The 22,221-nt window shown below is 72.1% G+C and carries 22 protein-coding genes; 17 read left to right on the top strand and 5 right to left on the bottom strand.

The features are described 5' to 3' along the window. Window positions 1-10: 10 nt before the first annotated feature. The 7 genes from AB0A95_RS02140 (at window position 11) to AB0A95_RS02110 (ending at window position 6,226) form a co-directional block, all read left to right on the top strand. Window positions 11-343 (top strand): YlxR family protein, encoded by a 333-nt coding sequence (locus tag AB0A95_RS02140; protein WP_357553741.1) that lies wholly within the window; start codon window positions 11-13, stop codon window positions 341-343. Between the two features lie 93 nt (window positions 344-436). Next, window positions 437-3,457, top strand: a complete 3,021-nt coding sequence (gene infB, locus AB0A95_RS02135; RefSeq protein WP_357553740.1) for a translation initiation factor IF-2 — start codon at window positions 437-439, stop codon at window positions 3,455-3,457. Window positions 3,458-3,547: 90 nt separating this feature from the next. Then, window positions 3,548-3,844 (top strand): DUF503 domain-containing protein, encoded by a 297-nt coding sequence (locus AB0A95_RS02130; protein ID WP_030489481.1) that lies wholly within the window; start codon window positions 3,548-3,550, stop codon window positions 3,842-3,844. A gap of 124 nt (window positions 3,845-3,968) precedes the next feature. Beyond that, the gene (gene rbfA, locus AB0A95_RS02125; protein ID WP_357553739.1) at window positions 3,969-4,460 is read left to right on the top strand and encodes a 30S ribosome-binding factor RbfA; all 492 of its coding nucleotides are present in this window, start codon (window positions 3,969-3,971) and stop codon (window positions 4,458-4,460) included. Then, window positions 4,457-5,506, top strand: a complete 1,050-nt coding sequence (locus tag AB0A95_RS02120) for a bifunctional oligoribonuclease/PAP phosphatase NrnA (protein WP_357553738.1) — start codon at window positions 4,457-4,459, stop codon at window positions 5,504-5,506. The genes rbfA and AB0A95_RS02120 overlap by 4 nt, the downstream gene beginning before the upstream one ends. A 103-nt stretch (window positions 5,507-5,609) precedes the next feature. Further along, the gene (locus tag AB0A95_RS02115; protein WP_357553737.1) at window positions 5,610-6,017 is read left to right on the top strand and encodes a hypothetical protein; all 408 of its coding nucleotides are present in this window, start codon (window positions 5,610-5,612) and stop codon (window positions 6,015-6,017) included. Continuing rightward, window positions 6,017-6,226: a DUF6186 family protein gene (locus AB0A95_RS02110; protein ID WP_203151123.1), complete on the top strand. Its 210-nt coding sequence runs from the start codon at window positions 6,017-6,019 to the stop codon at window positions 6,224-6,226. Before AB0A95_RS02115 ends, AB0A95_RS02110 begins: the two co-directional genes overlap by 1 nt. 443 nt (window positions 6,227-6,669) lie before the next feature. Here the strand turns inward: AB0A95_RS02110 and AB0A95_RS02105 are convergent, their stop codons facing one another. Next, window positions 6,670-7,512 carry a hypothetical protein gene (locus tag AB0A95_RS02105; RefSeq protein ID WP_357553736.1) on the bottom strand — a complete coding sequence of 281 codons (843 nt, stop codon included), beginning with the start codon at window positions 7,510-7,512 and terminating at the stop codon, window positions 6,670-6,672. A 198-nt stretch (window positions 7,513-7,710) separates the two neighbouring features. Here AB0A95_RS02105 and AB0A95_RS02100 point away from each other — a divergent pair, with 198 nt between their 5' ends. Continuing rightward, window positions 7,711-9,033: an MATE family efflux transporter gene (locus tag AB0A95_RS02100; protein ID WP_357553735.1), complete on the top strand. Its 1,323-nt coding sequence runs from the start codon at window positions 7,711-7,713 to the stop codon at window positions 9,031-9,033. A 21-nt stretch (window positions 9,034-9,054) separates the two neighbouring features. Here the strand turns inward: AB0A95_RS02100 and AB0A95_RS02095 are convergent, their stop codons facing one another. Further along, on the bottom strand, window positions 9,055-10,065 hold the full coding sequence (locus tag AB0A95_RS02095) for a hypothetical protein (RefSeq protein ID WP_357553734.1): 1,011 nt from the start codon (window positions 10,063-10,065) through the stop codon (window positions 9,055-9,057). A 10-nt stretch (window positions 10,066-10,075) separates the two neighbouring features. Continuing rightward, window positions 10,076-10,378 carry a hypothetical protein gene (locus AB0A95_RS02090; RefSeq protein WP_357553733.1) on the bottom strand — a complete coding sequence of 101 codons (303 nt, stop codon included), beginning with the start codon at window positions 10,376-10,378 and terminating at the stop codon, window positions 10,076-10,078. A 167-nt stretch (window positions 10,379-10,545) separates the two neighbouring features. Here AB0A95_RS02090 and truB point away from each other — a divergent pair, with 167 nt between their 5' ends. From truB to AB0A95_RS02055, 7 genes are all read left to right on the top strand, one after another. Next, the gene (truB, locus tag AB0A95_RS02085; RefSeq protein ID WP_357553732.1) at window positions 10,546-11,430 is read left to right on the top strand and encodes a tRNA pseudouridine(55) synthase TruB; all 885 of its coding nucleotides are present in this window, start codon (window positions 10,546-10,548) and stop codon (window positions 11,428-11,430) included. A gap of 62 nt (window positions 11,431-11,492) precedes the next feature. Then, entirely contained in the window at window positions 11,493-12,422 is a 930-nt protein-coding gene (locus AB0A95_RS02080) for a bifunctional riboflavin kinase/FAD synthetase (RefSeq protein ID WP_357553731.1), read from the top strand. 200 nt (window positions 12,423-12,622) lie between these two features. After that, complete coding sequence (gene rpsO, locus AB0A95_RS02075; RefSeq protein ID WP_030337594.1) at window positions 12,623-12,892, top strand: 30S ribosomal protein S15; 270 nt, start codon at window positions 12,623-12,625, stop codon at window positions 12,890-12,892. 227 nt (window positions 12,893-13,119) lie between these two features. Continuing rightward, window positions 13,120-15,522: a polyribonucleotide nucleotidyltransferase gene (locus tag AB0A95_RS02070; protein WP_357553730.1), complete on the top strand. Its 2,403-nt coding sequence runs from the start codon at window positions 13,120-13,122 to the stop codon at window positions 15,520-15,522. A 47-nt stretch (window positions 15,523-15,569) separates the two neighbouring features. After that, window positions 15,570-16,967, top strand: coding sequence for a pitrilysin family protein (locus AB0A95_RS02065; RefSeq protein ID WP_357553729.1), 1,398 nt, complete (start codon window positions 15,570-15,572; stop codon window positions 16,965-16,967). A gap of 109 nt (window positions 16,968-17,076) precedes the next feature. Continuing rightward, window positions 17,077-17,829, top strand: coding sequence for a 4-hydroxy-tetrahydrodipicolinate reductase (gene dapB / locus AB0A95_RS02060; protein WP_357553728.1), 753 nt, complete (start codon window positions 17,077-17,079; stop codon window positions 17,827-17,829). Between the two features lie 75 nt (window positions 17,830-17,904). Continuing rightward, on the top strand, window positions 17,905-18,375 hold the full coding sequence (locus AB0A95_RS02055) for a GNAT family N-acetyltransferase (protein WP_357553727.1): 471 nt from the start codon (window positions 17,905-17,907) through the stop codon (window positions 18,373-18,375). Between the two features lie 160 nt (window positions 18,376-18,535). Here the strand turns inward: AB0A95_RS02055 and AB0A95_RS02050 are convergent, their stop codons facing one another. Continuing rightward, window positions 18,536-19,117, bottom strand: coding sequence for a GNAT family N-acetyltransferase (locus AB0A95_RS02050; protein WP_357553726.1), 582 nt, complete (start codon window positions 19,115-19,117; stop codon window positions 18,536-18,538). A 35-nt stretch (window positions 19,118-19,152) separates the two neighbouring features. Between AB0A95_RS02050 and AB0A95_RS02045 the strand changes: the two genes are divergently transcribed. Next, on the top strand, window positions 19,153-20,427 hold the full coding sequence (locus tag AB0A95_RS02045; protein ID WP_357553725.1) for a glycosyltransferase family 87 protein: 1,275 nt from the start codon (window positions 19,153-19,155) through the stop codon (window positions 20,425-20,427). Here AB0A95_RS02045 and AB0A95_RS02040 read toward each other — a convergent pair. Further along, window positions 20,326-20,877 (bottom strand): GNAT family N-acetyltransferase, encoded by a 552-nt coding sequence (locus AB0A95_RS02040; RefSeq protein ID WP_357553724.1) that lies wholly within the window; start codon window positions 20,875-20,877, stop codon window positions 20,326-20,328. The genes AB0A95_RS02045 and AB0A95_RS02040 overlap by 102 nt on opposite strands. A gap of 79 nt (window positions 20,878-20,956) precedes the next feature. Between AB0A95_RS02040 and AB0A95_RS02035 the strand changes: the two genes are divergently transcribed. Continuing rightward, window positions 20,957-22,186, top strand: coding sequence for a crosslink repair DNA glycosylase YcaQ family protein (locus AB0A95_RS02035; protein WP_357553723.1), 1,230 nt, complete (start codon window positions 20,957-20,959; stop codon window positions 22,184-22,186). Window positions 22,187-22,221: the final 35 nt, after the last annotated feature.

Below are 22,221 nucleotides of genomic sequence, written 5' to 3'. Positions count from 1 at the left end.
ACTTCTTCCAGTGGTACGACGCACAACGCCGGAACGCACCTGTGTGGGTTGTCGGCAACGTGCGCCGGCCAGCGAATTGCTGCGGATCATCGCGGTCAGGGACGAGGCTGGTCTCAGTCTCCGACCTGATCCGCGCCGCAGGCTGCCGGGTCGGGGAGCGAACATGCACCCGGATCCGGCCTGCTTCGCGCTGGCGGTGCGCCGCCGCGCCTTCGGGCGTGCGCTGCGCAGCACCGAGGTCCTTGACCACGGTGTGCTGGCGGAGCACGTCGATGCGCCAACCACTACGTCCGGTCAGCCCGACCGGGCGAGGGTCGCTAGCAGGGTAGGACGACCGACATGAGCACACGATGAAGTCCCTGAAATGACCAGGCTTCAAGTGCACGAGTGAGGTCGCTGCGGGTGCTGCCCGCACGACCTCGGAGTGAGGAGTGCAGTGGCAGGCAAGGCCCGCGTTCACGAGCTTGCAAAAGAGCTCGGGGTCGAGAGTAAGACCGTTCTCGCCAAGCTGAAGGAAATGGGCGAGTTCGTGAAGTCCGCGTCCAGCACCGTCGAGGCGCCCGTCGCCCGACGGCTGCGTAACGCATTCGTCGCGTCCGCCGGTGCTCCGGCACCGGCCGCCCCGTCGGCGCCCGCGCCGACGCCGGCTTCCAACCCGACCCCGACGCTGTCCCCGACCCCGGGCGCGCCCCGGGTCTCGGCCAAGCCGATGCCGCCTCGGCGGCCGGCCGCGCCGGCGCCCGGCCCGAAGCCGAAGGGCCCGGTGCCCGCCGCACCGCAGCCCGCGGCTCCGGTCGCCAAGCCGGCGAGTGCCCACGACATCGAAGTGGCGGCCGCCGAGGCGCGCGCCGCCGCGCTGAAGGCTGAGCAGGAGGCCGCGGTCAAGGCCGCGCAGGCCGCCCGCCAGCAGCAGCGGGACAACCCCGTTCGCCGGGAGCCTCCGGCCGACGGCGGCAACCGTCCCGGTCCTCGGCCGGGTCCCGCGGCGATGCCGCCCCGTCCCGGTTCGCCGGCCGCTCGTCCGAGCACGCCGGCTCCCGGTCCGGGTGCCCGGCCCGGTGGTCGTCCGCCGGCGCGTGGCGCCGGTAACAACCCGTTCGGCATCCAGGGTGGCCAGCAGCAGCGGCCCCCGGCCGCCGGCGCGGGTGGCCCCCGGCCCAACAGCCCGGCGGGCATGCCGCCGCGGCCGAGCCCCAACTCCATGCCGCCGCGGCCCAGCCCGGCGTCCATGCCGAGCCAGCGTCCGGCTGCTGGTCGCCCCGGTCCCGGTGGCGCTGGTCGCCCCGGTGGTGGCGGTGCCGGTCGTCCCGGTGGCGGCGGCGGTGGCTTCCGTGGCGGTCCCGGCGGTGGCGCCGGTGGCGGTGGCGGTTACCGCGGCGGCCCTGGTGGCGGCGCGGGTGCCGGCGGTGGCGGTGGTTACCGTGGCGGTCCCGGCGGCGGTGGCGGTGCTCCCGGTGGCGGTTTCCGTCCGGGTGCTCCCTCCGGTGGCGGCGGTCGTCCGGGTGCGGGTGGTCGTGGCCGTGGCGGCGGCGCCGCGGGTGCCTTCGGGCGTCCGGGTGGTCGGCCGACGCGCGGTCGCAAGTCCAAGAAGCAGCGCAGACAGGAGTTCGACAACCTGTCGGCTCCGACCATGAGCTCGGGTGCTCCCCGGGGTCAGGGTCAGGTCGTCAGGCTCTCCCGTGGCGCCTCTCTGTCGGACTTCGCTGACAAGATCAACGCCAACCCGGGTTCGCTGGTCCAGGAGATGTTCAACCTGGGCGAGATGGTCACCGCGACCCAGTCCTGCTCTGACGACACCCTGCAACTGCTGGGTGAGCACCTGGGCTTCGACATCCAGATCGTCAGCCCGGAGGACGAGGACCGCGAGCTGCTCGCGCAGTTCAACATCGACCTCGACGCGGAGGTGGCCGAGGAGCGTCTGGTCAGCCGTGCGCCGGTGGTGACCGTCATGGGTCACGTCGACCACGGTAAGACCAAGCTGCTCGACGCGATCCGCAAGGCGAACGTCGTCGCTGGTGAGGCGGGTGGCATCACCCAGCACATCGGTGCGTACCAGGTGCACGTTCCGCACGATGGTGTGGACCGCGCGGTGACCTTCATCGACACCCCGGGTCACGAGGCGTTCACCGCCATGCGTGCTCGTGGTGCCCAGGTGACGGACATCGTGATCCTGGTGGTCGCGGCCGACGACGGCGTGATGCCGCAGACCATCGAGGCGTTGAACCACGCCAAGGCGGCCGACGTGCCGATCGTGGTCGCGGTCAACAAGGTCGACAAGCCGGAGGCCAACCCGGACAAGGTCCGCCAGCAGTTGACCGAGTACGGCCTGGTCGCCGAGGAGTACGGCGGCGACACCATGTTCGTCAACGTGGCCGCGAAGCCCGGGATCGGCATCGAGGAGTTGCTCGAGGCCGTCCTGCTGACCGCCGACGCGTCGCTGGAGCTGACCGCTCCGATCGACGGGCCGGCGCAGGGTGTGGCCATCGAGGCGCACCTGGACAAGGGCCGCGGTGCGGTGGCGACGGTGCTCGTGCAGAAGGGCACCCTGCGGGCTGGCGACTCGATCGTCGCCGGTGGGGCCCACGGCCGGGTCCGGGCCATGCTCGACGAGAACGGCAACCAGCTCTCCGAGGCTGGGCCGGCGCGTCCGGTCATGGTTCTGGGTCTGACCGCGCCGCCCGGCGCGGGTGACACGTTCCTCGCCGCGGCGGACGACCGCACCGTGCGGCAGATCGCCGAGCAGCGCCAGGCGCGGCGGCGGGCGGCGGCATTCGCCAACTCCCGTGGTCGGGCCACTCTTGAGACGCTCATGGAGCAGCTCAAGGAGGGCGAGAAGACGTCGCTCAACCTCATCCTCAAGGGCGATGTCTCCGGTTCGGTGGAGGCCCTGGAGGACGCGCTGTTCAACCTCGACATCCCCGAGGAGGTCCAGCTCAAGGTCCTCGACCGGGGCGTCGGCGCGATCACCGAGAGCAACGTCATGCTCGCGAGTGCCTCGTCCGAGCCGGTCACGATCATCGGCTTCAACGTGCGGGCCTCCAACAAGGTCCGTGAGATGGCCGACCGCGAGGGCGTGGAGATCCGGTATTACACAGTCATCTACCAGGCCATCGAGGAGATCGAGGCGGCGCTCAAGGGCCTGCTCAAGCCGGAGTACGAGGAGGCCGAGCTGGGCAGCGCGGAGATCCGCGACGTCTTCCGCTCGTCCAAGATCGGCAACATCTCCGGTTGCATCGTCCGGTCGGGCGTCATCCGACGCAACGCGAAGGCTCGACTGCTTCGGGACGGGACGGTCGTGGCGGACAACCTCACGATCACTTCGCTCAAGCGGTTCAAGGACGACGCCACCGAGGTCCGCGAGGGCTTCGAGTGTGGTCTGACCCTGGGTGGTTACAACAACGTCCAGGTCGGCGACGTCATCGAGACCTTCGAGATGCGGGAGAAGGTTCGCGCCTGATCCGGCAGTGACACGCTGATCAAGGGGTTTACGCCGGACGGCGTAAACCCCTTGATCATGCGGGGTGGGTTGGCGGTATCGTCCGGGGCGATGTTCACCGGAACCGCGGTCTTCGACCTGCTGCTGCCGGGCGACTCCAGGTCGCTCAAAGCCAAGAGATCATACGTACGGCCGATCGTGGCGGCGCTGCGCCGCTTCGAGGTGTCGGCTGCCGAGGTGGGAGCGCTCGACCTGCACGGTCGAGCGCAACTGGCGGTGGCCGTGGTGGCCGCCGAGACGGCGCACGTCCGCGAGGTGCTCGACTCCTGTGAGCGCCTGGTGGCCGGTCGCCCCGAGGTCGAGCTGCTGTCGGTCCGGCGCCGGTTGTACGGCGTGGACGACGACTGACCCCGGAGCCGGCTGTGCCGGGCGACCGGTGCGGCCGCGAAGGTAGTGTTCGAGATGTTGGCCGGTCGGCCGGCGGCCCCGGGTCGCCGACCGACCGGGAGCAGGACGCCGTGGAGGTGGCGAGATGTCTGATCCGGCCAAGGTACGCCGGCACGCGGAACGGGTGCGTGAGCTGGTCGCGTCGGTGGTGCGGAGCCAGATCAAGGACCCGCGGCTTGGGATGATCACCATCACCGACGCCCGGATCACCGCGGATCTGCGGGACGCGACGGTGTTCTACACGGTGCTCGGTGACGCGGTGGCCCAGGCCGACACCGCGGCGGCGCTGGAGAGCGCCAAGGGGCTGCTGCGCAGCACCGTCGGCAAGGCCCTCGGGCTGCGGCACTCGCCGACCCTCACGTTCGTCCTGGACGACGTGCAGGACCAGGTCAAGCACATCGACGACCTGCTCGCCGCCGCGCGCAACGCCGACGCGGAGGTGCAGCGGCTCGCCGCCCAGGCGAAGTACGCGGGCGAGGCGCAGCCGTACCGGGTCGACGACGAGACGGACGAGGGTGACGAGGCGGAAGCGGCCACTGACGTCACGGGGGCCCCGCGGGGTGGGGAAACGCGGTGACCAGCACCGCCAGCGTCCCGCTCGCCGGGGCGGCCGAGGTCGGCCCCGCCGAGACGGACTGGGCTGCCGCCGAGGCGCTGGTGCGGGCTCTCCCGTCGAACGCCCGGGTGCTGCTGATCTGCCACGTCAACCCGGACGGCGACGCGCTGGGCAGCATGCTCGGCTTCGGTCTGGGTCTGCGGCAGTTCGGCGTCCGCGAGGTGCAGGCGACGTTCCCCGGGCCACCGGAGGTGCCCGAGCCGTTCCGGGGGCTGCCCGGGCTGGACCTGCTGGTCCCGGCGGACGCCGCCGACCCGGCACCGGACCTGGTGATCTGCTTCGACGCGGCGAGCGAGTCGCGCCTCGGTGAGCTGGCCGGGCGGTTGTCGTCGGCGGGTGCGGCGCTGGTGCTCGATCACCACGCCTCGAACTCCGGCTTCGGCACTGTCAACCTGGTGGACCCGGGCGCCGCGGCGACGTCGGTGGTGGCGGAGCAACTGCTGGCCCGGCTCGGGGTCGTGGTGGATCCGGCCATCGCGGAGTGCCTCTACGTGGCACTGACCACGGATACCGGGTCGTTCCGGTTCGCGGCGACCACCCCGGCGGTGCACCAGATGGCTGCCCGGTTGCTGGCGACCGGCATCTCACCCGGTGACATCTCCCGGCGGGTCTTCGACACCCGCCCGTTCGGGGCGGTACGGCTCTTCGGTGAGGTGCTCGGCCGGGCCCGGCTGGAGCCGTCGGCTGCTGGCGGTCGAGGTTTTGTCTGGACCTTCGCCACGCTTGACGACCTGGCCCGGCACGACCAGCGTCCGTACGTGCTGGAGGCGCTCATCGACTCGGTGCGGTGTACCGCCGAGGCGGATGTGGCGTGCGTGGTGAAGCAGACCAGGCCCGCCGAGTGGGCGGTGTCGATGCGCAGCAAGGGTGCGGTGGACGTCAGTCGGGTCGCTGTCGCGCTGGGCGGTGGTGGTCACACGTTCGCGGCCGGGTTCACCGGTCGGGGCACCGCAGAGCAGGTGATCGAGTCGATTCGCGGTCAGTTGGACGCGGCGTTGATCGGCTGACGCCCTCCTACGGCTGCCGTCGCTCGCCCGGTCCGGAAGATCAGGGTCAGCTCCGGGGAGTGTTGGTCTTCCGGCGCTCCGTGATAGCGGGAAGAATCGCGGGATGGAGCAGCCGCACGATCTCACCGTGGAGGCCCCCCGTGCCTGGGACCGGCCCGCCGTCTCCGTTCCCGTCCTCGTCTGTCTGTCGCTCGTCGGCGGCCGGTTCGCGTCCTTCTCCACCGAGGCCAATCTGTTCACCCTCGGTACCGGTGGCGTGCTGATCTGGCTCGGTCTGAGCAATCGGGTGCCTCGTCGACCGGCGCCGCGCCGGCTGGGCTCGGGGGCGGTCTGGTGGGCGGTGCCGGTGGTGGTCTTCGGCGTCTTCGAGGGTGTGACCTTCGTGCTTGCCGTCGGTGACGACTTCCCCACCTTCTCCCGGCTGGCCGATCCTCTCCTGGAGGACCAGCTGACCCGCTCTGCGGCGTGGTTCGCCTGGCTGGCCGCCTTCTGGGGGCTGGTGCGGCGATGATGCGGGCGCTCGCGATCGGCGGTTTCCTCACCGCGTTGGCGCTCTTCGCGGTGGTCGAGTGGATGGCCCGGCGGGAGGGTTCCCGCATTCCCACACTGGGCGAGGTCTGCGCGTACGTGATGCGGTACGAGGTCGGCCCGGTGCCGGTGGGCCGAATCGGTCTGTTCGGGTTCTGGTGGTGGCTGGGCTGGCACTTCCTGGCCCGCTGAGCCGGGTTGCCGCCCGTCCAAATGGCGGGAAACGAGCGCAGCATGTGAACCTGAACGATAACTTGGGAGGAGGCCGGCGTCGCGTAGCGGCGCAGGTCATGGGTGGTGGTGCCACACCTCGTGCCGCCTCCCTTCAGGGTCGGATCGACCCGGGCTCACGCTGCCCAGCCGGCTGCTCCGGTAATCCCGGACCGCCGTGGGCGCTCAGCACGACCGCCCGTGAAGGGCTGCCGCAGGGTCGGTGGCCCGCGCCCTGGAAGGACCACCACCATGCCGACCAAGCCCAAGCCCGAGACGACCACCGACGACGCCCGCGAGCAGGCCCGCCGCGCGCTGCAGACGTCGATGGACACCCGGCAGTGACTCATCTCGACAGGTGGTGACGCCGTCGATGCGTCGCGCCGACGGCGTCACCGTCCGGCCACCAGTGGGGGCCGAGTCGTTCAGGACAGGAACGTGTCCAGGGCCGCCTCGATGGTGCCGGAGTCGGGTGCCGCGTACGCCCGCATTGTGGTCTTGTCGTACGAGATGAAACTCGGGCACCTGTTCGTCGGGGCGGTCACTGTGCCGCCGTCGCCGATCTTCTCGGCGGTCCTGGCCGCGTAGAAGGTCAGTGTGTAGCGCGACGAGACGTAGTCGACGCTGACCTGCTTCTCCGCGTTGTCCCGGTACTGACACTTCTTCGGGGCGCCCTGGCTGCCCTCGACGAACTTCAGGCAGCCGACCACCGACACCTTCTGGTAGTCCGCGCCCTTGGCGTAGTAGGACTTGTCCGACCGGACGTACGTCGACGACCAGGACGTCGGCCGGTCGGGGTTGTTCGAGAACGTGTACGCCTTGGCGCCGACCGGGCCACCGTAGGGTGCCGCGTTCAGGATCGGGCTGCCTTCGCAGACGTTCGCCAGGTCGCTGGAGTAGCGGGCGGTCATCGAGTTGTTGTTCGGCTGATCCGCCTGCCCCGGCGTGGGGGCGGCCCCCGGGCCCGGAGTGCTGCCGGTGCCGGGAGTGGGGGTGGAGGACGTGCCCCGTTCGGACTCGTCGCCACCGTAGGCGACAAGGATGCCGATTCCCGCGCCGCAGATGGCGAGTATGACGACCACCGCGCCGGCGACCAGCCCGATGATCAGGCCCCTGTTCGGCGCCGGCGCCGGCGGCGGTGGTGTGCCGTAGTACGGCTGGGGTGGTGGCTGTCCGTACGGCGGGTAGCCACCCTGCTGCGGGGCCGGGGGGCCGCTCCAGGGGGTGACGTTCGGGTCGGGCGAAGGATAACTGTCGCTCACTGTCATAAGGCCCATCGCTGTCGTGGTGCCCCCCGCGTGGGGGCCTCGGACAGGGTAGTGAGCGCCGCAAACCGGGATGCCGGCGACAGGGAGCGCGTCCCGGCCTCGATCCCCTGTGCCATCCGCCGGGTCGGTCGAGAGGTGGGTCCGTAAGTCGCCAGCAGTCTTGTGCTCCTTACCGTAGCCATGCCAGGATCGGCGGCGATGAACCACGCCGCCACCGCTCACCGACCCGCCTCGCCGCGGCGGATCGCCGCGCTCGCCCTGCCGGCGCTCGTGGTGCTCGCCGCCGAGCCGCTCTACGTGCTTGTCGACACGGCGGTGGTCGGCCACCTCGGTCGGGTGCCGCTCGCCGCGCTCGCCGTCGGCGGCACGGTGATGACGCTCACCGCCTGGGTGGGCACCGTCGTCGCGTACGGCACCACCGGGCGCTCGGCCCGCCGCTTCGGTGCGGGTGACCGGGCCGCCGCGGTGGCCGAGGGAGTCCAGTCGTCCTGGCTGGCGTTCGGTGTCGGTCTGCTGATCGCGATCGGCATGCAGGTCGGTGGGGGAGCGCTCGCGCGTACCCTCGCCGGTGGTGCCGGCGACGTGGCCGACGCCGCCGCCCAGTGGCTGCGGATCGCGGCCCTCGGCGCCCCCGGCCTGCTGCTCGCCGCGGCCGGCAACGGCTGGCTGCGCGGCGTGCAGGACACCCGCCGCCCGCTGTTCTTCGTGCTCGGCCCCAACCTGCTCTCCGCGCTGCTCTGCCCGCTGCTCGTCTATCCCGGCGGGCTGGGTCTGGTCGGTTCGGCGGTGGCGAACGTCGCCACGCAGACGCTCTGCGGGACGCTCTTCGCCGCGGCGCTGGTCGCCGAGCGGGTGTCGCTGCGGCCCCGGCCCCGGGTGATCCGCCAGCAGTTGGTGCTCAGCCGGGACCTGCTGATCCGTGGGCTGGCGTTCCAGGCCAGCTTCCTCTCGGCGACCGCCGTCGCCGCCCGGTTCGGTGCCGCCGCCGTCGGTGCCCACCAGATCGCTCTGCAACTCTGGTTCTTCACCGCGTTGGTGCTCGACGCCCTCGCGATCGCCGCGCAGTCGCTGGTCGGGGCCGCGCTCGGCGCCGGCGACGACGCGGGCGCGCGGGCGCTCGCCCGCCGGATCGGGCTGCTCGGCGGCATCTGCGGCATCGGCTTCGCGCTGCTCGTCGCCGCCGGCGCCGGCGTCGTTCCGTCGTGGTTCAGCTCCGATGCCGGGGTACGCGCACAGGCCCTGACGGCCTGGCCGTGGTTCGTCCTCATGCTGCCGCTGGCCGGGGTGGTGTTCGCCCTCGACGGTGTGCTGATCGGCGCGGGGGACGTGCGTTACCTGCGCAACCTCACCATCGTGGCGGCGCTCGGCGGTTTCCTGCCGGCGATCTGGCTGACGTACGCCCTCGACCTCGGGCTGGGCGGCATCTGGGCCGGGCTCACCCTGTTCGTGGTGATCCGGCTGGTCGCCCTGCTGCTGCGCCTGCGCAGCGGCGGCTGGGCGGTGACCGGAGCGGTCCGCTGACCGGGGCGCCGGGCCGGCCGGTCAGCAGCGCGTGTTGGTCGGCGCGGGCGCGTCGAGGTCGAAGATGGTGCCCGGGTCGCCAGCCGGTAGCTGTTCCCGGTGCACGCCGGCCACCCAGGACCGCACCTGCACCCAGCCCTGAGTGAGTTGGGCGCACTCGGCGTTCCAGGTCACTGCCTTCGCCGAGGCGATCCAGAGGCCCCGAGCGGAGGCCGGCACGTCGTCCGGGTGCGGCACCTGCCACACCACGCGGTCGCGGAACGCCACCAGGCCGGCGCCGGCGGGCGCCCGCCGGTCCACCTCGAACGGGTACGCCCACACGAACTCCGTGGACACCTCCAGCAGCCGGATGCCGCTCGCCTCGGTGGCCCGGTAACTGACCCGGCCGTCGGCCCGGGTGCCGGGCTCCCAGTCCGACGGCGACGCCATCCGGGTCGCGTACCGCAGGAAGGCGTTGCTGGTGAAGTCCGTCCGGAGCCGCTCGCGAACGTCCGGGGCGAGCAGCTTCAGGAACGGCTCCGGATCACCCATGAACATCGAGGTGTCGAGCCGGCTCTGGATCAACGCCTCGCGTACCGACTCCAGCGCGGTCCGCACCTGGGCGGCGGTGAACGGCCCGGTGCCCTTGGCGGCCGGCATTCGCACGGCCTCCGCACCCGGCGCGAAGGAGGCCGCCGGCGAGCCCGCGAACAGGTCTTGTGGCTCACCGACCCGGCTGACCGGCAGGGTGGGGCTCGGCGTGGGGCTCGCCGAGGCGGCCACGCGGACACCGTCGGCGACCCTACCCACCAACACCACCCCGCCGGCGACCATCAGCAGGGTCAGCACCAGGCCGAGGCCGAGCAGCACCGCCCCGTTGTGCCGGGCTGAGAAGAAGCGGACTCGGTCCCATCCGATGGGCTGGTGCTCGGTCTGCGACGACCGCATCCACTCCGGTAGCCGCACCGGGTTGACCTCCGCGACCGGTGTGCGCGGCGCTGGCGGATCGGGCGTGCCCGTCGGTGTGGGCTCGCCCGGTGGCGTGTTCTCCATCGGTCCTCCGTCAGTAGTCGCCGCTGGTGGCCAGCGCGAGCAGATAGTAGGCGCCCGTCACCAGGGCGGTCCCGAGGATCGCGGCGACGACGAACGACAGCACGGCGACGACGTTCGGATGCGACTCGCTCCATCTGGTCCGGCCGCGCCAGTGCCACACCGTCCGGCGGGCGGCCCGGAGTGCCGGCGAGCCCTCGATCAGGTCGTCGAGGTAGCGCGCCGGGGTCCGCCGCTCCGGCGTCGGATCCCGCATCCACCGCGGCAGGTCGACGCGAGCGCGGTGCTCGTGGGCCGGAGGTCGGTCGGAGGTCATCGGCGATCCTGATTCCAAGGCGGCGACAGCGGGCGGGTGATCTTCGCATCCGCAGGGGTCGGTCTGCTGCCCGCCGAACGGACGCCCTGTCCCGACGAACCGGCTCAGGCCACGCCGGGCCCGCCCACGCACTCCCGGGCGCGGGCCATCTGGCAGGCTTGGCCGACGTGAGCACCGATGGTCTGATCGTTGTCGACAAGCCCGGCGGCATGACGTCGCACGACGTGGTGGCGCGGATCCGCCGGCTGGCCAAGACGCGGCGGGTCGGGCACGGCGGCACCCTCGACCCGATGGCCACCGGTGTGCTGGTGATCGGTGTGGGCCGGGCCACCCGGCTGCTGACCTACGTGATCGGCGCCGGCAAGAGCTACGCCGGCACCATCCGGCTCGGGCAGGCCACCGTCACCGACGACGCCGAGGGCGACGTGATCGCCACCACCCCGGCCGGCCTGGTCACCGACGACGCGATCTCCTCGGCGCTGTCCGCGCTCAGCGGTGAGGTGGACCAGGTGCCGAGCGCGGTCAGCGCCATCAAGATCGACGGGCAGCGGGCGTACAAGCGGGTCCGCGACGGGGAGAGCGTCGAGCTGCCCGCGCGGCGGGTCACCATCTCCCGCCTGGAGGTGCTCGCGATCCGCCGCACCGAGCCGGACGTGGTGGACGTCGACGTGGACGTGACCTGCTCCTCCGGCACGTACATCCGGGCCATCGCCCGCGACGCGGGCCTGGCGCTCGGTGTCGGTGGCCACCTGACGGCCCTGCGGCGCACCGCGGTCGGCGGCTTCACCCTGGCCGAGGCGGCCACCCTCGACGAGTTGGAACAGCGCGTCCCGGACGTGGTGAACCTGCCGCTGGACGCGGCGGCCGACCGGTTCTTCCCGCGCCGGGAGGCCACTCCCGAGGAGGCGAAGGTGCTCGCCCACGGCGGGCCACTGGACCCGGCCGGCCTCACCGGGCCGTACGCCGTCTTCGGGCCGGCGGGCGGTCTGATCGCTATCGTCAGCGAGCGGGACGGGCGGGCCCGGGCGGAGATCGTGCTCGCCCCGGCCTGACGGGTCGGAAGGCAGGCCCGCCGGCCCGGCCGGCGGTCTTGGGGACACCAGAGAGGAACGGCATGCAGCGGTGGCGGGGTTACGACGCGGCGCCCGGTGGGTGGGGACGCTCGGTCGTCACCATCGGCGTCTTCGACGGCGTGCACAAGGGGCACCAGGCGACGATCGGGCACACGGTGGCCCGAGCCCGGGAGTTGGGCGTGCAGTCGGTGGTGGTCACCTTCGACCCGCACCCGGCCGAGGTGGTCCGCCCCGGTTCGCATCCGGCGGTGCTCACCGAGCAGGCCCGCAAGGCCGAGCTGATCGAGCAACTCGGCGTGGACGTGCTCTGTGTGGTGCCGTTCACTCCGGAGTTCTCCCGGCTGCCGGCCGAACAGTTCGTGCACGACGTCCTGGTCGAGCACCTGCACAGCGCGCTCGTGGTGGTCGGCGGCAACTTCCGGTTCGGGCACCGGGCGGCCGGTGACGTGGCGCTGCTGGAGCGGCTCGGGCAGACCTTCGGCTTCGCGGTGGAGGGCAGCCCGCTGGTCATCGAGGACGGCACCGTCTTCTCCTCCACGTACATCCGCTCCTGCGTCGACGCGGGTGACGTCGGCGCGGCCGCCGCCGCGCTCGGCCGCCCACACCGGGTGGAGGGCGTCGTGGTCCGCGGCGACCAGCGGGGGCGGGAGCTGGGCTTCCCCACCGCCAACCTGCTCTGCCACCGGTACGCGGCGGTCCCGGCCGACGGGGTGTACGCCGCCCGGCTGATCCGTCGCGGGCAGCACGAGCCGCTGCTGGCGGCCGTGTCGGTGGGCACCAACCCGACCTTCTCCGGGCGGGAGCGGCGGGTGGAGGCGTACGCGCTGGACTTCTCCGGCGACCTGTACGGCGAGCGGTTGGCCCTGGACTTCGTGGCGCACCTGCGCGGTCAGATCCGGTACGACTCGATCGAACCGTTGATCACCCAGATGAACCAGGACGTCGAGCGCACCCGGCGCGCGCTGGCCTGATCGTCGTGGGTTGACGAGGCCCCGCCAAGGCCCTTCGCCGGGTGTTACCGGCGAGTGCTGGTAGTCTTGCGCAAAACGTCGGGTGACCGGCGTGGGGCCTCGCGTGCCTGCTCGACGCCGCGGGTGCGAGGTACCGGTCCGTTCCCGGTCCATCGGGACGACGGACACCTACTTGATCAACCCATCGAAACAGGGAGAACATGGCGCTCGACCAGGAAGCCAAGGCCAGCATCCGCGCGGAGTACGCGACCGCCGAGGGCGACACCGGTTCGCCGGAGGTCCAGGTCGCGGTCCTCACCAAGCGGATCGCCGAGCTGACCGAGCACCTGAAGGTGCACAAGCACGACCACCACAGCCGCCGTGGGCTGCTGCTGCTGGTCGGCCGTCGCCGTCGGCTGCTCAACTACGTGCAGAAGAAGGACATTGCCCGCTACCGGTCGCTCATCGAGCGGCTCGGCCTGCGCCGGTGACGTGACGGGGGAGTGGCCGCTCGGCTGCTCCCCCGTACGGCGTCCCACCTGAAAGAAACACGGGCCGCGCGACCACCCGAGAGGGAGCCGGTCAGCGTACCGGTCTCCGGTAGTGGCCCCCGGGAACCCGGCATCACGCCGGCCACCCGGGCGCTTCGATCGAAGACCGGCCGGCTGAGCAGCTCCCCGATGTCGTGGGCCCACGACGCGAAGGAGCACGACAGCACATGACCGAGACCAAACTCGGCACCGAATCCCGCACCGCCGTGATCGACAACGGGTCCTTCGGCACCCGCGAGATCACCTTCTCCACCGGCCGGCTGGCTCGCCAGGCCGCCGGTTCCGTCATCGCCCAGCTGGGCGAGACGGTCGTTCTCTCCGCCACCACCGCCGGTAAGCACCCGAAGGAGCAGTTCGACTTCTTCCCGCTGACCGTCGACGTCGAGGAGCGGATGTACGCCGCGGGCCGCATCCCCGGCTCGTTCTTCCGCCGTGAGGGTCGGCCCAGCGAGGACGCCATCCTCACCTGCCGGCTGATCGACCGGCCGCTGCGCCCGTCCTTCGTGAAGGGCCTGCGCAACGAGGTCCAGGTCGTCGAGACCATCCTCGCGCTCGACCCGCAGCACCCGTACGACGTCGTGGCGATCAACGCCGCCTCGATGTCGACCAAGCTGTCCGGCCTGCCGTTCTCCGGCCCGATCGGTGCGACCCGGGTCGCCCACATCGACGGCCAGTGGGTCGCCTTCCCGACCCTGGAGGAGTTGGCCCGCGCCACCTTCGACATGGTCGTGGCCGGCCGCACGCTCGAGGACGGCGACGTCGCGATCATGATGGTCGAGGCCGAGGCCACCCCGAACGCCGTCGCCCTGATCTCGGCCGGTGCCACCGCCCCGACCGAGGAGGTCGTCGCCAGCGGCCTGGAGGCCGCCAAGCCGGCGATCCGTGAGCTGTGCCGCGCGCAGAGCGAGCTGGCCGAGGTCGCCGCCAAGCCGGTCACCGAGTTCCCGGTCTTCCTGGACTACCAGGATGACGTGTACGACGCCGTCTCCGAGCTGGCTCGCGGCGAGGTGGCCGAGGCGATCACCATCGCCGGCAAGGCCGACCGCGAGGAGGCTCTGGACCGGGTCAAGGCCCGCGTCGCCGAGGAGCTGGGCGCTCGGTTCGAGGGCCGGGAGAAGGAGCTCAGCGCCGCCTTCCGGTCGCTGACCAAGTCCGAGGTGCGCAACCGCGTGCTGCGCGAGCAGGTCCGCATGGACGGGCGTGGCCCGCGCGACATCCGGGCGCTGACCGCCGAGGTCGGCGTGCTGCCCCGGGTGCACGGTTCGGCGCTGTTCGAGCGGGGCGAGACCCAGATCCTGGGCGTCACCACTCTGAACATGCTCCGGATGGAGCAGATGGTGGACACGCTGTCCCCGGAGAACCGCAAGCGCTACATGCACAACTACAACTTCCCGCCGTACTCGACCGGTGAGACGGGCCGGGTCGGCTCGCCGAAGCGTCGCGAGATCGGCCACGGCGCTCTCGCCGAGCGCGCGCTGATCCCGGTGCTGCCGTCGCGCGAGGAGTTCCCGTACGCCATCCGGCAGGTCTCCGAGGCGCTCGGCTCCAACGGCTCCACCTCGATGGGTTCGGTCTGCGCGTCGACGCTGGGTCTGCTCTCCGCGGGTGTCCCGCTGAAGGCGCCGGTCGCCGGCATCGCGATGGGGCTCATCTCCGACGAGGTGGACGGCAAGACCCAGTACGTGACGCTGACCGACATCCTCGGTGCCGAGGACGCGTTCGGTGACATGGACTTCAAGGTCGCCGGCACCCCGGAGTTCGTCACCGCGCTCCAGCTCGACACCAAGCTCAACGGCATCCCGTCGGACGTGCTGGCCGCCGCGTTGCAGCAGGCGAACGAGGCCCGGCAGGTCATCCTCGGCGTCATGAAGGCCGCGATCGAGGCTCCGGCCGAGATGTCGGACTACGCGCCGCGGGTCACCACCGTCAAGATCCCGGTGGACAAGATCGGCATGGTGATCGGCCCGAAGGGTCAGACCATCAACGCGATCCAGGACGAGACCGGCGCCGAGATCTCCATCGAGGACGACGGCACGATCTACGTCGGCGCCACCAACGGCCCGTCGGCCCAGGCGGCCGTCGACCGGATCAACGGCATCGCCAACCCGACACTGCCCAAGCAGGGCGAGCGGTTCCTCGGCACGGTGGTCAAGACCGCCGCGTTCGGTGCGTTCATCTCGCTGCTGCCGGGCCGTGACGGCCTGCTGCACATCTCCAAGGTGGGCGACGGCAAGCGGGTCGAGCGCGTCGAGGACTTCCTCAACGTCGGTGACCGGGTCGAGGTCGAGATCGCGGACATCGACGCCCGCGGCAAGATCTACCTGGACAAGGTCCGCCCGGAGGGCACCGAGGCTCCGGCCGCCGGTGAGGCCGCCGGCGGCGACCGGCCGGCTGGTCGGGACCGGGGCGACCGGGGTCCGCGTGACCGCGGCGACCGCGAGCGTGGCGGCGACCGGGGCGGCGACCGAGGTGGCCGTGGCCCGGAGCGTGGCGGCGAGGGCGGCAACGGCGGCGGCGAGGGTGGCGGCGAGGGCGGCGAGCGTCCGCGCCGCCGGACCCGGCACAGCTGACCGTCGTCCATCGCATCACCCACCCCTCGTCGAACCGGGAGCAAGACGTGAGTCGGGCCATCAGCGCGCCGTTTCCACCGGATCGACGGGGGGTGGCTGCGTCCCGGGGCAATGGGGCGGGCCGCTCCGGCGGCACCGCCCGCGCGGTGACCCGGACGCTCAGCGACGACCCGCTGGGCGGCACGGTACGACGTACCGTGCTGCCCAGCGGCCTGCGCGTGCTCACCGAGGCGATCCCGACGATGCGCAGTGTCTCGTTCGGTGTCTGGGTGGCGGTCGGCTCGCGGGACGAGAGCGGCCCGCAGGCCGGTGCCGCGCACTTCCTCGAACACCTGCTCTTCAAGGGCACCCACAAGCGCACCGCACTGGAGATCTCCTCGCAGATCGAGGCGGTGGGTGGTGAGACGAACGCGTTCACCACGAAGGAATACACCTGCTACTACGCCCGCGTGCTCGACGAGGACCTGCCGCTCGCGGTCGACGTGATGTGCGATCTGGTCGCCGACTCGCTGCTGGAGCCCGCCGACGTCGAGACCGAGCGCGGCGTGATCCTCGAAGAGATCGCCATGCACGACGACGAGCCCGGTGACGAGGTGCACGACCTCTTCGTCCAGGCCGTCTACGGCGACCACCCGCTGGGTCGGCTGATCTCCGGCACCGCCGAGACCGTCACGCCGATGACCCGCAAGCAGATCCAGGGCTTCTACCGGGGCCGCTACACCGCGCCGCAGATCGTCATCGCCGCCGCCGGCAACCTCGACCACGCCGCTGTGGTCAAGATGGTCCGGCAGGCCGTGAAGGGCACTCCGCTGGACAGCGACCCGGCCACGCCGGCGCCGCACCGGGCGGCCACCCCGGCGGTACGCACCAAGCCGGCGACCACACTTGTGGAGCCGAAGGAGACCGAGCAGGCGCACATCATCCTCGGCTGCCCCGGCATCGACCGCCTCGACGAGCGGCGCTTCGCCCTCGGGGTGCTCAACAACGTGCTCGGTGGCGGCATGTCCAGCCGGCTCTTCCAGGAGATCCGCGAGCAGCGCGGCCTCGCGTACTCGGTCTACTCCTATGCCAGCCAGTACGCCGACACCGGCCTGTTCGCCGTCTACGCCGGCTGTGCGCCGGGCAAGGTGGACGAGGTGCTGGCCCTGACCCGCGCCGAGCTGGCCCGGGTGGCCGCCGACGGGTTGACCGAGGCCGAGGTGGCGCGGGGCAAGGGGATGAGCAAGGGCGCGTTCGTGCTCGGCCTGGAGGACACCGGTTCCCGGATGAGCCGACTGGCCAAGGGTGAGCTGCTCTACGGCGACCTGATGCCTGTCGACGAGCTGCTCCGCCGGGTCGACGACGTCACCGTGCAGGACGTGAACGTCCTCGCCGCCGAGCTGCTCAGCCGCCCGATGTCGCTGGCCGTGGTCGGCCCGTTCGGCGCCGGCGACTTCACCGTCTGAGGTCTGCCGCCCGGCGCGTCGAGGGCGTCCCGGTCGGGGGCGTCCCGGCCGGTGGAGCGCACCGGATCCGGCCAGAGGGGCCCGTCCCGATTGGGATAGGTTGTGCCCCGTGACTGACGAGCAGGAGAAGACCCGGGTCGGCGTGTTCGGTGCCCGGGGCCGGATGGGCGTCGAGGTCTGCAAGGCTGTCGACGCCGCCGACGACCTCACCCTGGTCGCGGCGATCGACCAGGGCGACGACCTCTCCGCCGCCTCCGGCGCCGACGTGGTCGTCGACTTCACCACCCCGGACGTCGTCATGGACAACCTCCGGTGGTGCGTCGAGCAGGGCATCAACGCGGTGGTCGGCACGACCGGCTTCACCGAGCAGCGGCTGGAGCAGGTGCGCGGCTGGCTGGCCGACAGGCCCGGGGTGGGCGTCGTCATCGCCCCGAACTTCGGCATCGGCGCGGTGCTGATGATGCAGTTCGCCGCACGGGCCGCCCGGTACTTCGAGTCCGTGGAGATCATCGAGCAGCACCACCCGCGCAAGCTGGACGCCCCGAGCGGCACCGCCACCCACACCGCCCGGCAGATCGCCAAGGCCCGCGCCGACGCCGGCCTGGGCCCGGTGCCGGATGCCACAAAGGACGAGGTGCCGGGTGCGCGCGGCGCCGACATCGAGGGGGTACGCGTGCACGCGGTGCGCGCCACCGGCCTCGTCGCCCACCAGGAGGTGCTGTTCGGCACCACCGGCGAGACGCTGACCATCCGGCACGACTCGTACGACCGGGTGTCGTTCATGCCGGGCGTGCTGCTGGCCGTCCGCGCGGTGCGCAACCGCCCCGGCCTCACCGTCGCCCTGGACGCCCTGCTCGACTGACAGCTCCGTTCCCCCGCCACCGTCCGCCGACCAGGCTCACGACGCCGCACCGCGTTGCCGGGTAGCATCCGCCGCATGATCAACGGGGGACACCTGGACCGGCTCGGGAGGCGAGTCACCCTGCGCCCGGTCGACGACGACAACTGGCGGGCGGTGGCCGACGTCGCCCCGCGCGACGACCAACGCCGGTTCGTGGCCGCGCTGGGGGCCCGCTACCTGCTGCTCAGTCTGCGTTCCGAGGTGTGGACGTCGCTCGCGGTGTACGCCGACGAGACAGTCGTCGGCCACGTCATGTGGGGCGTGGACGACGACGGCTCGCACTGGATCGGCGGAATGCTGATCGACGCCGCCGAACAGAACCGTGGCGTGGGCCGGGCGACGGTGCGGACCCTGGCGGGCTGGCTGTCCACCCGGGAGGGCAACCCCCCGGTCCGCCTCTCGTACCACCCGGACAACACCCAGGCCGCCGCCCTCTACACCGCGCTGGGCTTCCACCCCACCGGCGCCCTCGACGACGACGAGGTGATCGCCGAACAAGCCCGCTGACCCCGCGATCGTGCACTCCCTGCCCTGGCCTGCGTCGATCATGGAGTTGTGGTGCCTAACAAAAGGGGCGCAGGTGGAGCTTTCGCCCACCACAACTCCATGATCGACGGGCGGGGGTGGGCCGGGCGGGCGGGGGCGGGCGGGGCGGGGGCTTGTCGGGTTACTCGGTCGGGACCTTTTCGGCCGGGACGCCCACGTGTAGGCGCACCTGGGGGACCAGCATGTCGTCCACGTCCAGCGCGCGGGCCGCGCCGTCGAGCTCCCAGCCGGTGCTGGTGAGGAATTTGCGGGTCGCCTCGTCGCCCTCGAACGCCCAGGCCACCGCCCGGCTCAGGCCGTCCTCCCGCCACAGGTCGACGGCGGCGGCGAGCAGCCTGCTGCCGTGCCCACGCCGACCCCAGCGCGGCTCCACCAGCAGGTCGGTCACCGCGGCCACGTCCGGGCCGAGTGCCTCGGCCGGCTCGCCCGGGGCCAGCGCCTCCGCGTCGGCCGGCCCGGAGGCGGCGAACCCCACCAGATACGATTGCTCGGCCTGTTCGACAGCGACCAGCACCCGGTGCGCGCCGGAGGGCGGCTCCAGCACCGCGGCGTTCCACCGCCGGGCGAGGAACGCCTCGTCCAGGTTGTCGAGCACGTGCCGAGGAAGGATCCGGCGGTACGCGACCCGCCAGGTCGCGAGTTGGATGCGTGCGATCTCGCCGGCGTCCTCAGGACGCGCCGGGCGGACGTACCCGAGAGCCATGGGACGGAAGCCTACGCAGGGCGAGGGGGGCGACGGTGGCGCAGGGTGCCAGGAGGACGACGGTGCAGGTCGCCGGGGTGGTGGTGCTCGCCGCGGCGGTCACCGCGTTCCTCGCCGTCGCGGCGGTACGGCACGGCTTCTTCGACCTGAAGGTCTACTACGGTGCGTTGACCTGGTGGGTGCACGACGGCGGGGAGATCTACGACTACCTCAAGCCGGGCACCCAGTACGGCTTCACCTACCCGCCGTTCGCCGCGCTGGTCATGCTGCCGATGGCGTACCTGCCGTGGTCGGCCGCGATCGTGGTGAGCGTGCTCGCCAGCGTGGTCAGCACCACGGTGCTGATCTGGTGGCTTGTCGACCCGATCGCCCGCCGGGCCGGCTGGACCCGGTGGTTCGCGCTCGCCGTGGCGCTCTGCCTGGCCGCCGCGTTCGAACCGATGCGGGAGACCGTCAACTTCGGCCAGGTCAACACGTTGCTGCTCTTCCTGGTGGCGGTGGACCTGCTGCGGCTGCTGCCGGCCGGCAACCGGTGGGCCGGGGTGGGCATCGGGCTCGCCACCGCGATCAAACTGACCCCGGGCGTCTTCATCGTCTACCTGCTGGTGACCGGGCGCTGGCGGGCGGCTCTCACCGCCTGTGGCACGGCCGCCGGGGTGTCGCTGCTGGCCGGCGCGCTCTTCCCGGACGCGTCCCGGGAGTTCTGGACCGAGGCGCTGTGGAACACCGGGCGGGTGGGCGAGTTGGCCTTCGTCTCCAACCAGTCGTTGCGCGGGGTGGTCGCCCGGCTCGACCCGCAGCACCCGAGCACAGTGCTCTGGCTGCTGCTCGTGCTCGGCACCCTGGCACTGTGGGCGTGGCGGTCCCGGGCCGCCGTCGCGGTCGGTGACGAGGCGACCGGCCTGGCGCTGACCGGCGCGGTGATGTGCCTCGTCAGCCCGGTCACCTGGGTGCACCACCTGATCTGGCTGCTGCCCGCGCTGATCCTGCTCGTCGACAACGCGATGGCCGCGCCGGCCGGCCGTCGCCGGCGCGTCCTGCTGGTCGCCGCGACCATCGGGTACGCGCTGCTGATCAGCCGGACCGTCTGGTTCTGGGAGAAGGACTTCACCGGCGTCGACGGCTTCCTGGGCAGCAACGCCTACGTGTGGATCAGCCTTGCGCTGCTGGCCTTCCTGCCGATCCGTCGTTGGCTGACCCCGCACGGGTCAGGTGTCGAGGCGTCCGGCGTAGCGCAGCTCGACAAGGCTGACCGGGGGCTGCCCACCGGCGAGCGGCACATGATAGGTCGACCGCTCACCGTCCGCTGACAGCCCGGCCCGCTCGCCGAACCGGCGGGCCCGCCGGTTGTCCGCCAACACCCACGCGCGGTACGCGGTCCAGCCCCGCTCGCTGAGCCCGACCCGGGCGGCGGACAGGAGGGCGACGGCGGTGCCGTCACCCCAGCAGGCCGGTTCCACGTACAGCGCCACCACCTCGCCGACCGTCGGGTCCAGGTCGTCCCGGTCCTGGTTGCGGCGGTACGGCCCGAAGGTGGTGAAGCCGACGACCGCTCCGTCCACCTCGCCGAGCACTGTGGTGAACGGATGCTCCGGGTCGGCGGTGCCCACGTCGCGGCGGCGCTGCGCCCAGGCCGCCACGTTCAGCCGCTGGAGCACCTCGTCGGGCATGAAGCCGGCGTAGCCCGCCTGCCAGCCGTGCACGTGCACCCGGGCGACCGCCTCGGCGTCGTCCGGCTCCTCCCGGCGGATGGTCAGCATTGCACCGTTCTATGCCCAGCTGGCCCTCCCGTCCAACTTCCCGCACCGGCGTCGTACCGATGAATTAAGGTCGCCGACGATGGCCGCACCGGAATCACTCTCGCTCGCCCAGGCCCGCCGGGTGGCGCTCGCCGCCCAGGGCTTCGCCGACCCGACGCCCGCCGGCGTGCCCACCCGCCGGCACCTGCGTCGGGTGCTCGACCGGGTCAACCTGATCCAGATGGACTCGGTCAACGTGCTGCAACGGGCGCACTACCTGCCGCTCTACAGCCGGCTCGGGCCCTACCCGACCACGCTGCTCGACCAGGCCGCCTACCGGCGCCCACGGGAGTTGTTCGAATACTGGGGTCATGAGGCGTCGCTGGTGCCGGTCGAGCTGCATCCGATGCTGCGCTGGCGGATGGCCCGGGCGCACAGCGAATCCTGGGGCGGCATGCGGCGGATCGCCCAGGAGCAGCCGGAGCTGGTCGCGTGGGTCCGTGCCGAGGTGGCCGCCCGAGGTCCGCTGACCGCCGCCGAGATCGAGCACGACGCGCCCCGGGAGACCGGCAACTGGGGGTGGAACTGGTCGGCGGTCAAGCAGGCCTTGGAGTTCCTCTTCTGGGCCGGCGAGGTGGCCGCGGCGGAACGCAGCACCTCCTTCGCCCGCCGCTACGACCTGCCCGAGCGGGTGCTGCCCGCGGCGGTGCTGGCCGCGCCCACCCCGAGCGACGCCGAGGCGTACCGCACGCTTGTGGCCCGTGCCGCGCGGTCGCTCGGGGTGGCCGCCGAGCCGGAGCTGCGCGACTACTTCCGGCTGCCGCTGGCCGGTGCCCGGCAGGCCGTCGCGGAGCTGGCCGAGGCCGGCGAGCTGGTGCCGGTCACCGTGGCGGGCTGGCGTCAGCCGGCGTGGCTGCACGCGTCCGCCCGGCTGCCCCGGTGGATTCGCGGCAACACGCTGGTCAGCCCCTTCGACCCGCTGATCTGGGAACGTGCCCGCACCGAGCGGCTGTTCGGCTTCACCTACCGGATCGAGATCTACGTCCCCGCGCCACAGCGGGTCTACGGCTACTACGTGTTGCCGTTTCTTCAGGGCGACCGGTTCACCGCCCGGGTCGACCTGAAGGCCGACCGCAAGTCCGGGGTGCTGCTGGTGCCGGCCGCCTGGCTCGAACCCGGTGCCGACCCGGGGGAGACCGCCGTGGCGCTCGCCGCCGAGCTGCACCGGCTCGCCGGCTGGCTCGGCCTGGCCGCGGTGGCACCGCCGCAGACCGGAGACCTGGCCGGTCCGCTCAACGCTGCCCTGGCCGGCATGCCCGGTGTACCGTGAGCGCGTGACGAGCGTTCCCGGTCCGTTCGACCAGC

Source organism: Micromonospora sp. NPDC049230, assembly GCF_040647875.1.
Lineage (GTDB): Bacteria > Actinomycetota > Actinomycetes > Mycobacteriales > Micromonosporaceae > Micromonospora.
The sequence above is the reverse complement of the archived record's forward strand: the minus strand, read 5'-3'. Positions and strand labels throughout refer to the sequence as shown.

Coding starts and splice junctions, on each gene's coding strand:
- AB0A95_RS02130 (WP_030489481.1), top strand. CDS start 3,548: ATGTTCACCGGAACCGCGGTCTTCGACCTGCTGCTGCCGGGCGACTCC.
- rbfA (WP_357553739.1), top strand. CDS start 3,969: ATGTCTGATCCGGCCAAGGTACGCCGGCACGCGGAACGGGTGCGTGAG.
- AB0A95_RS02115 (WP_357553737.1), top strand. CDS start 5,610: ATGGAGCAGCCGCACGATCTCACCGTGGAGGCCCCCCGTGCCTGGGAC.
- AB0A95_RS02110 (WP_203151123.1), top strand. CDS start 6,017: ATGCGGGCGCTCGCGATCGGCGGTTTCCTCACCGCGTTGGCGCTCTTC.
- AB0A95_RS02105 (WP_357553736.1), bottom strand. CDS start 7,512: ATGACAGTGAGCGACAGTTATCCTTCGCCCGACCCGAACGTCACCCCC.
- AB0A95_RS02100 (WP_357553735.1), top strand. CDS start 7,711: ATGAACCACGCCGCCACCGCTCACCGACCCGCCTCGCCGCGGCGGATC.
- AB0A95_RS02095 (WP_357553734.1), bottom strand. CDS start 10,065: ATGGAGAACACGCCACCGGGCGAGCCCACACCGACGGGCACGCCCGAT.
- AB0A95_RS02090 (WP_357553733.1), bottom strand. CDS start 10,378: ATGACCTCCGACCGACCTCCGGCCCACGAGCACCGCGCTCGCGTCGAC.
- AB0A95_RS02080 (WP_357553731.1), top strand. CDS start 11,493: ATGCAGCGGTGGCGGGGTTACGACGCGGCGCCCGGTGGGTGGGGACGC.
- rpsO (WP_030337594.1), top strand. CDS start 12,623: ATGGCGCTCGACCAGGAAGCCAAGGCCAGCATCCGCGCGGAGTACGCG.
- AB0A95_RS02070 (WP_357553730.1), top strand. CDS start 13,120: ATGACCGAGACCAAACTCGGCACCGAATCCCGCACCGCCGTGATCGAC.
- AB0A95_RS02055 (WP_357553727.1), top strand. CDS start 17,905: ATGATCAACGGGGGACACCTGGACCGGCTCGGGAGGCGAGTCACCCTG.
- AB0A95_RS02050 (WP_357553726.1), bottom strand. CDS start 19,117: ATGGCTCTCGGGTACGTCCGCCCGGCGCGTCCTGAGGACGCCGGCGAG.
- AB0A95_RS02040 (WP_357553724.1), bottom strand. CDS start 20,877: ATGCTGACCATCCGCCGGGAGGAGCCGGACGACGCCGAGGCGGTCGCC.
- AB0A95_RS02035 (WP_357553723.1), top strand. CDS start 20,957: ATGGCCGCACCGGAATCACTCTCGCTCGCCCAGGCCCGCCGGGTGGCG.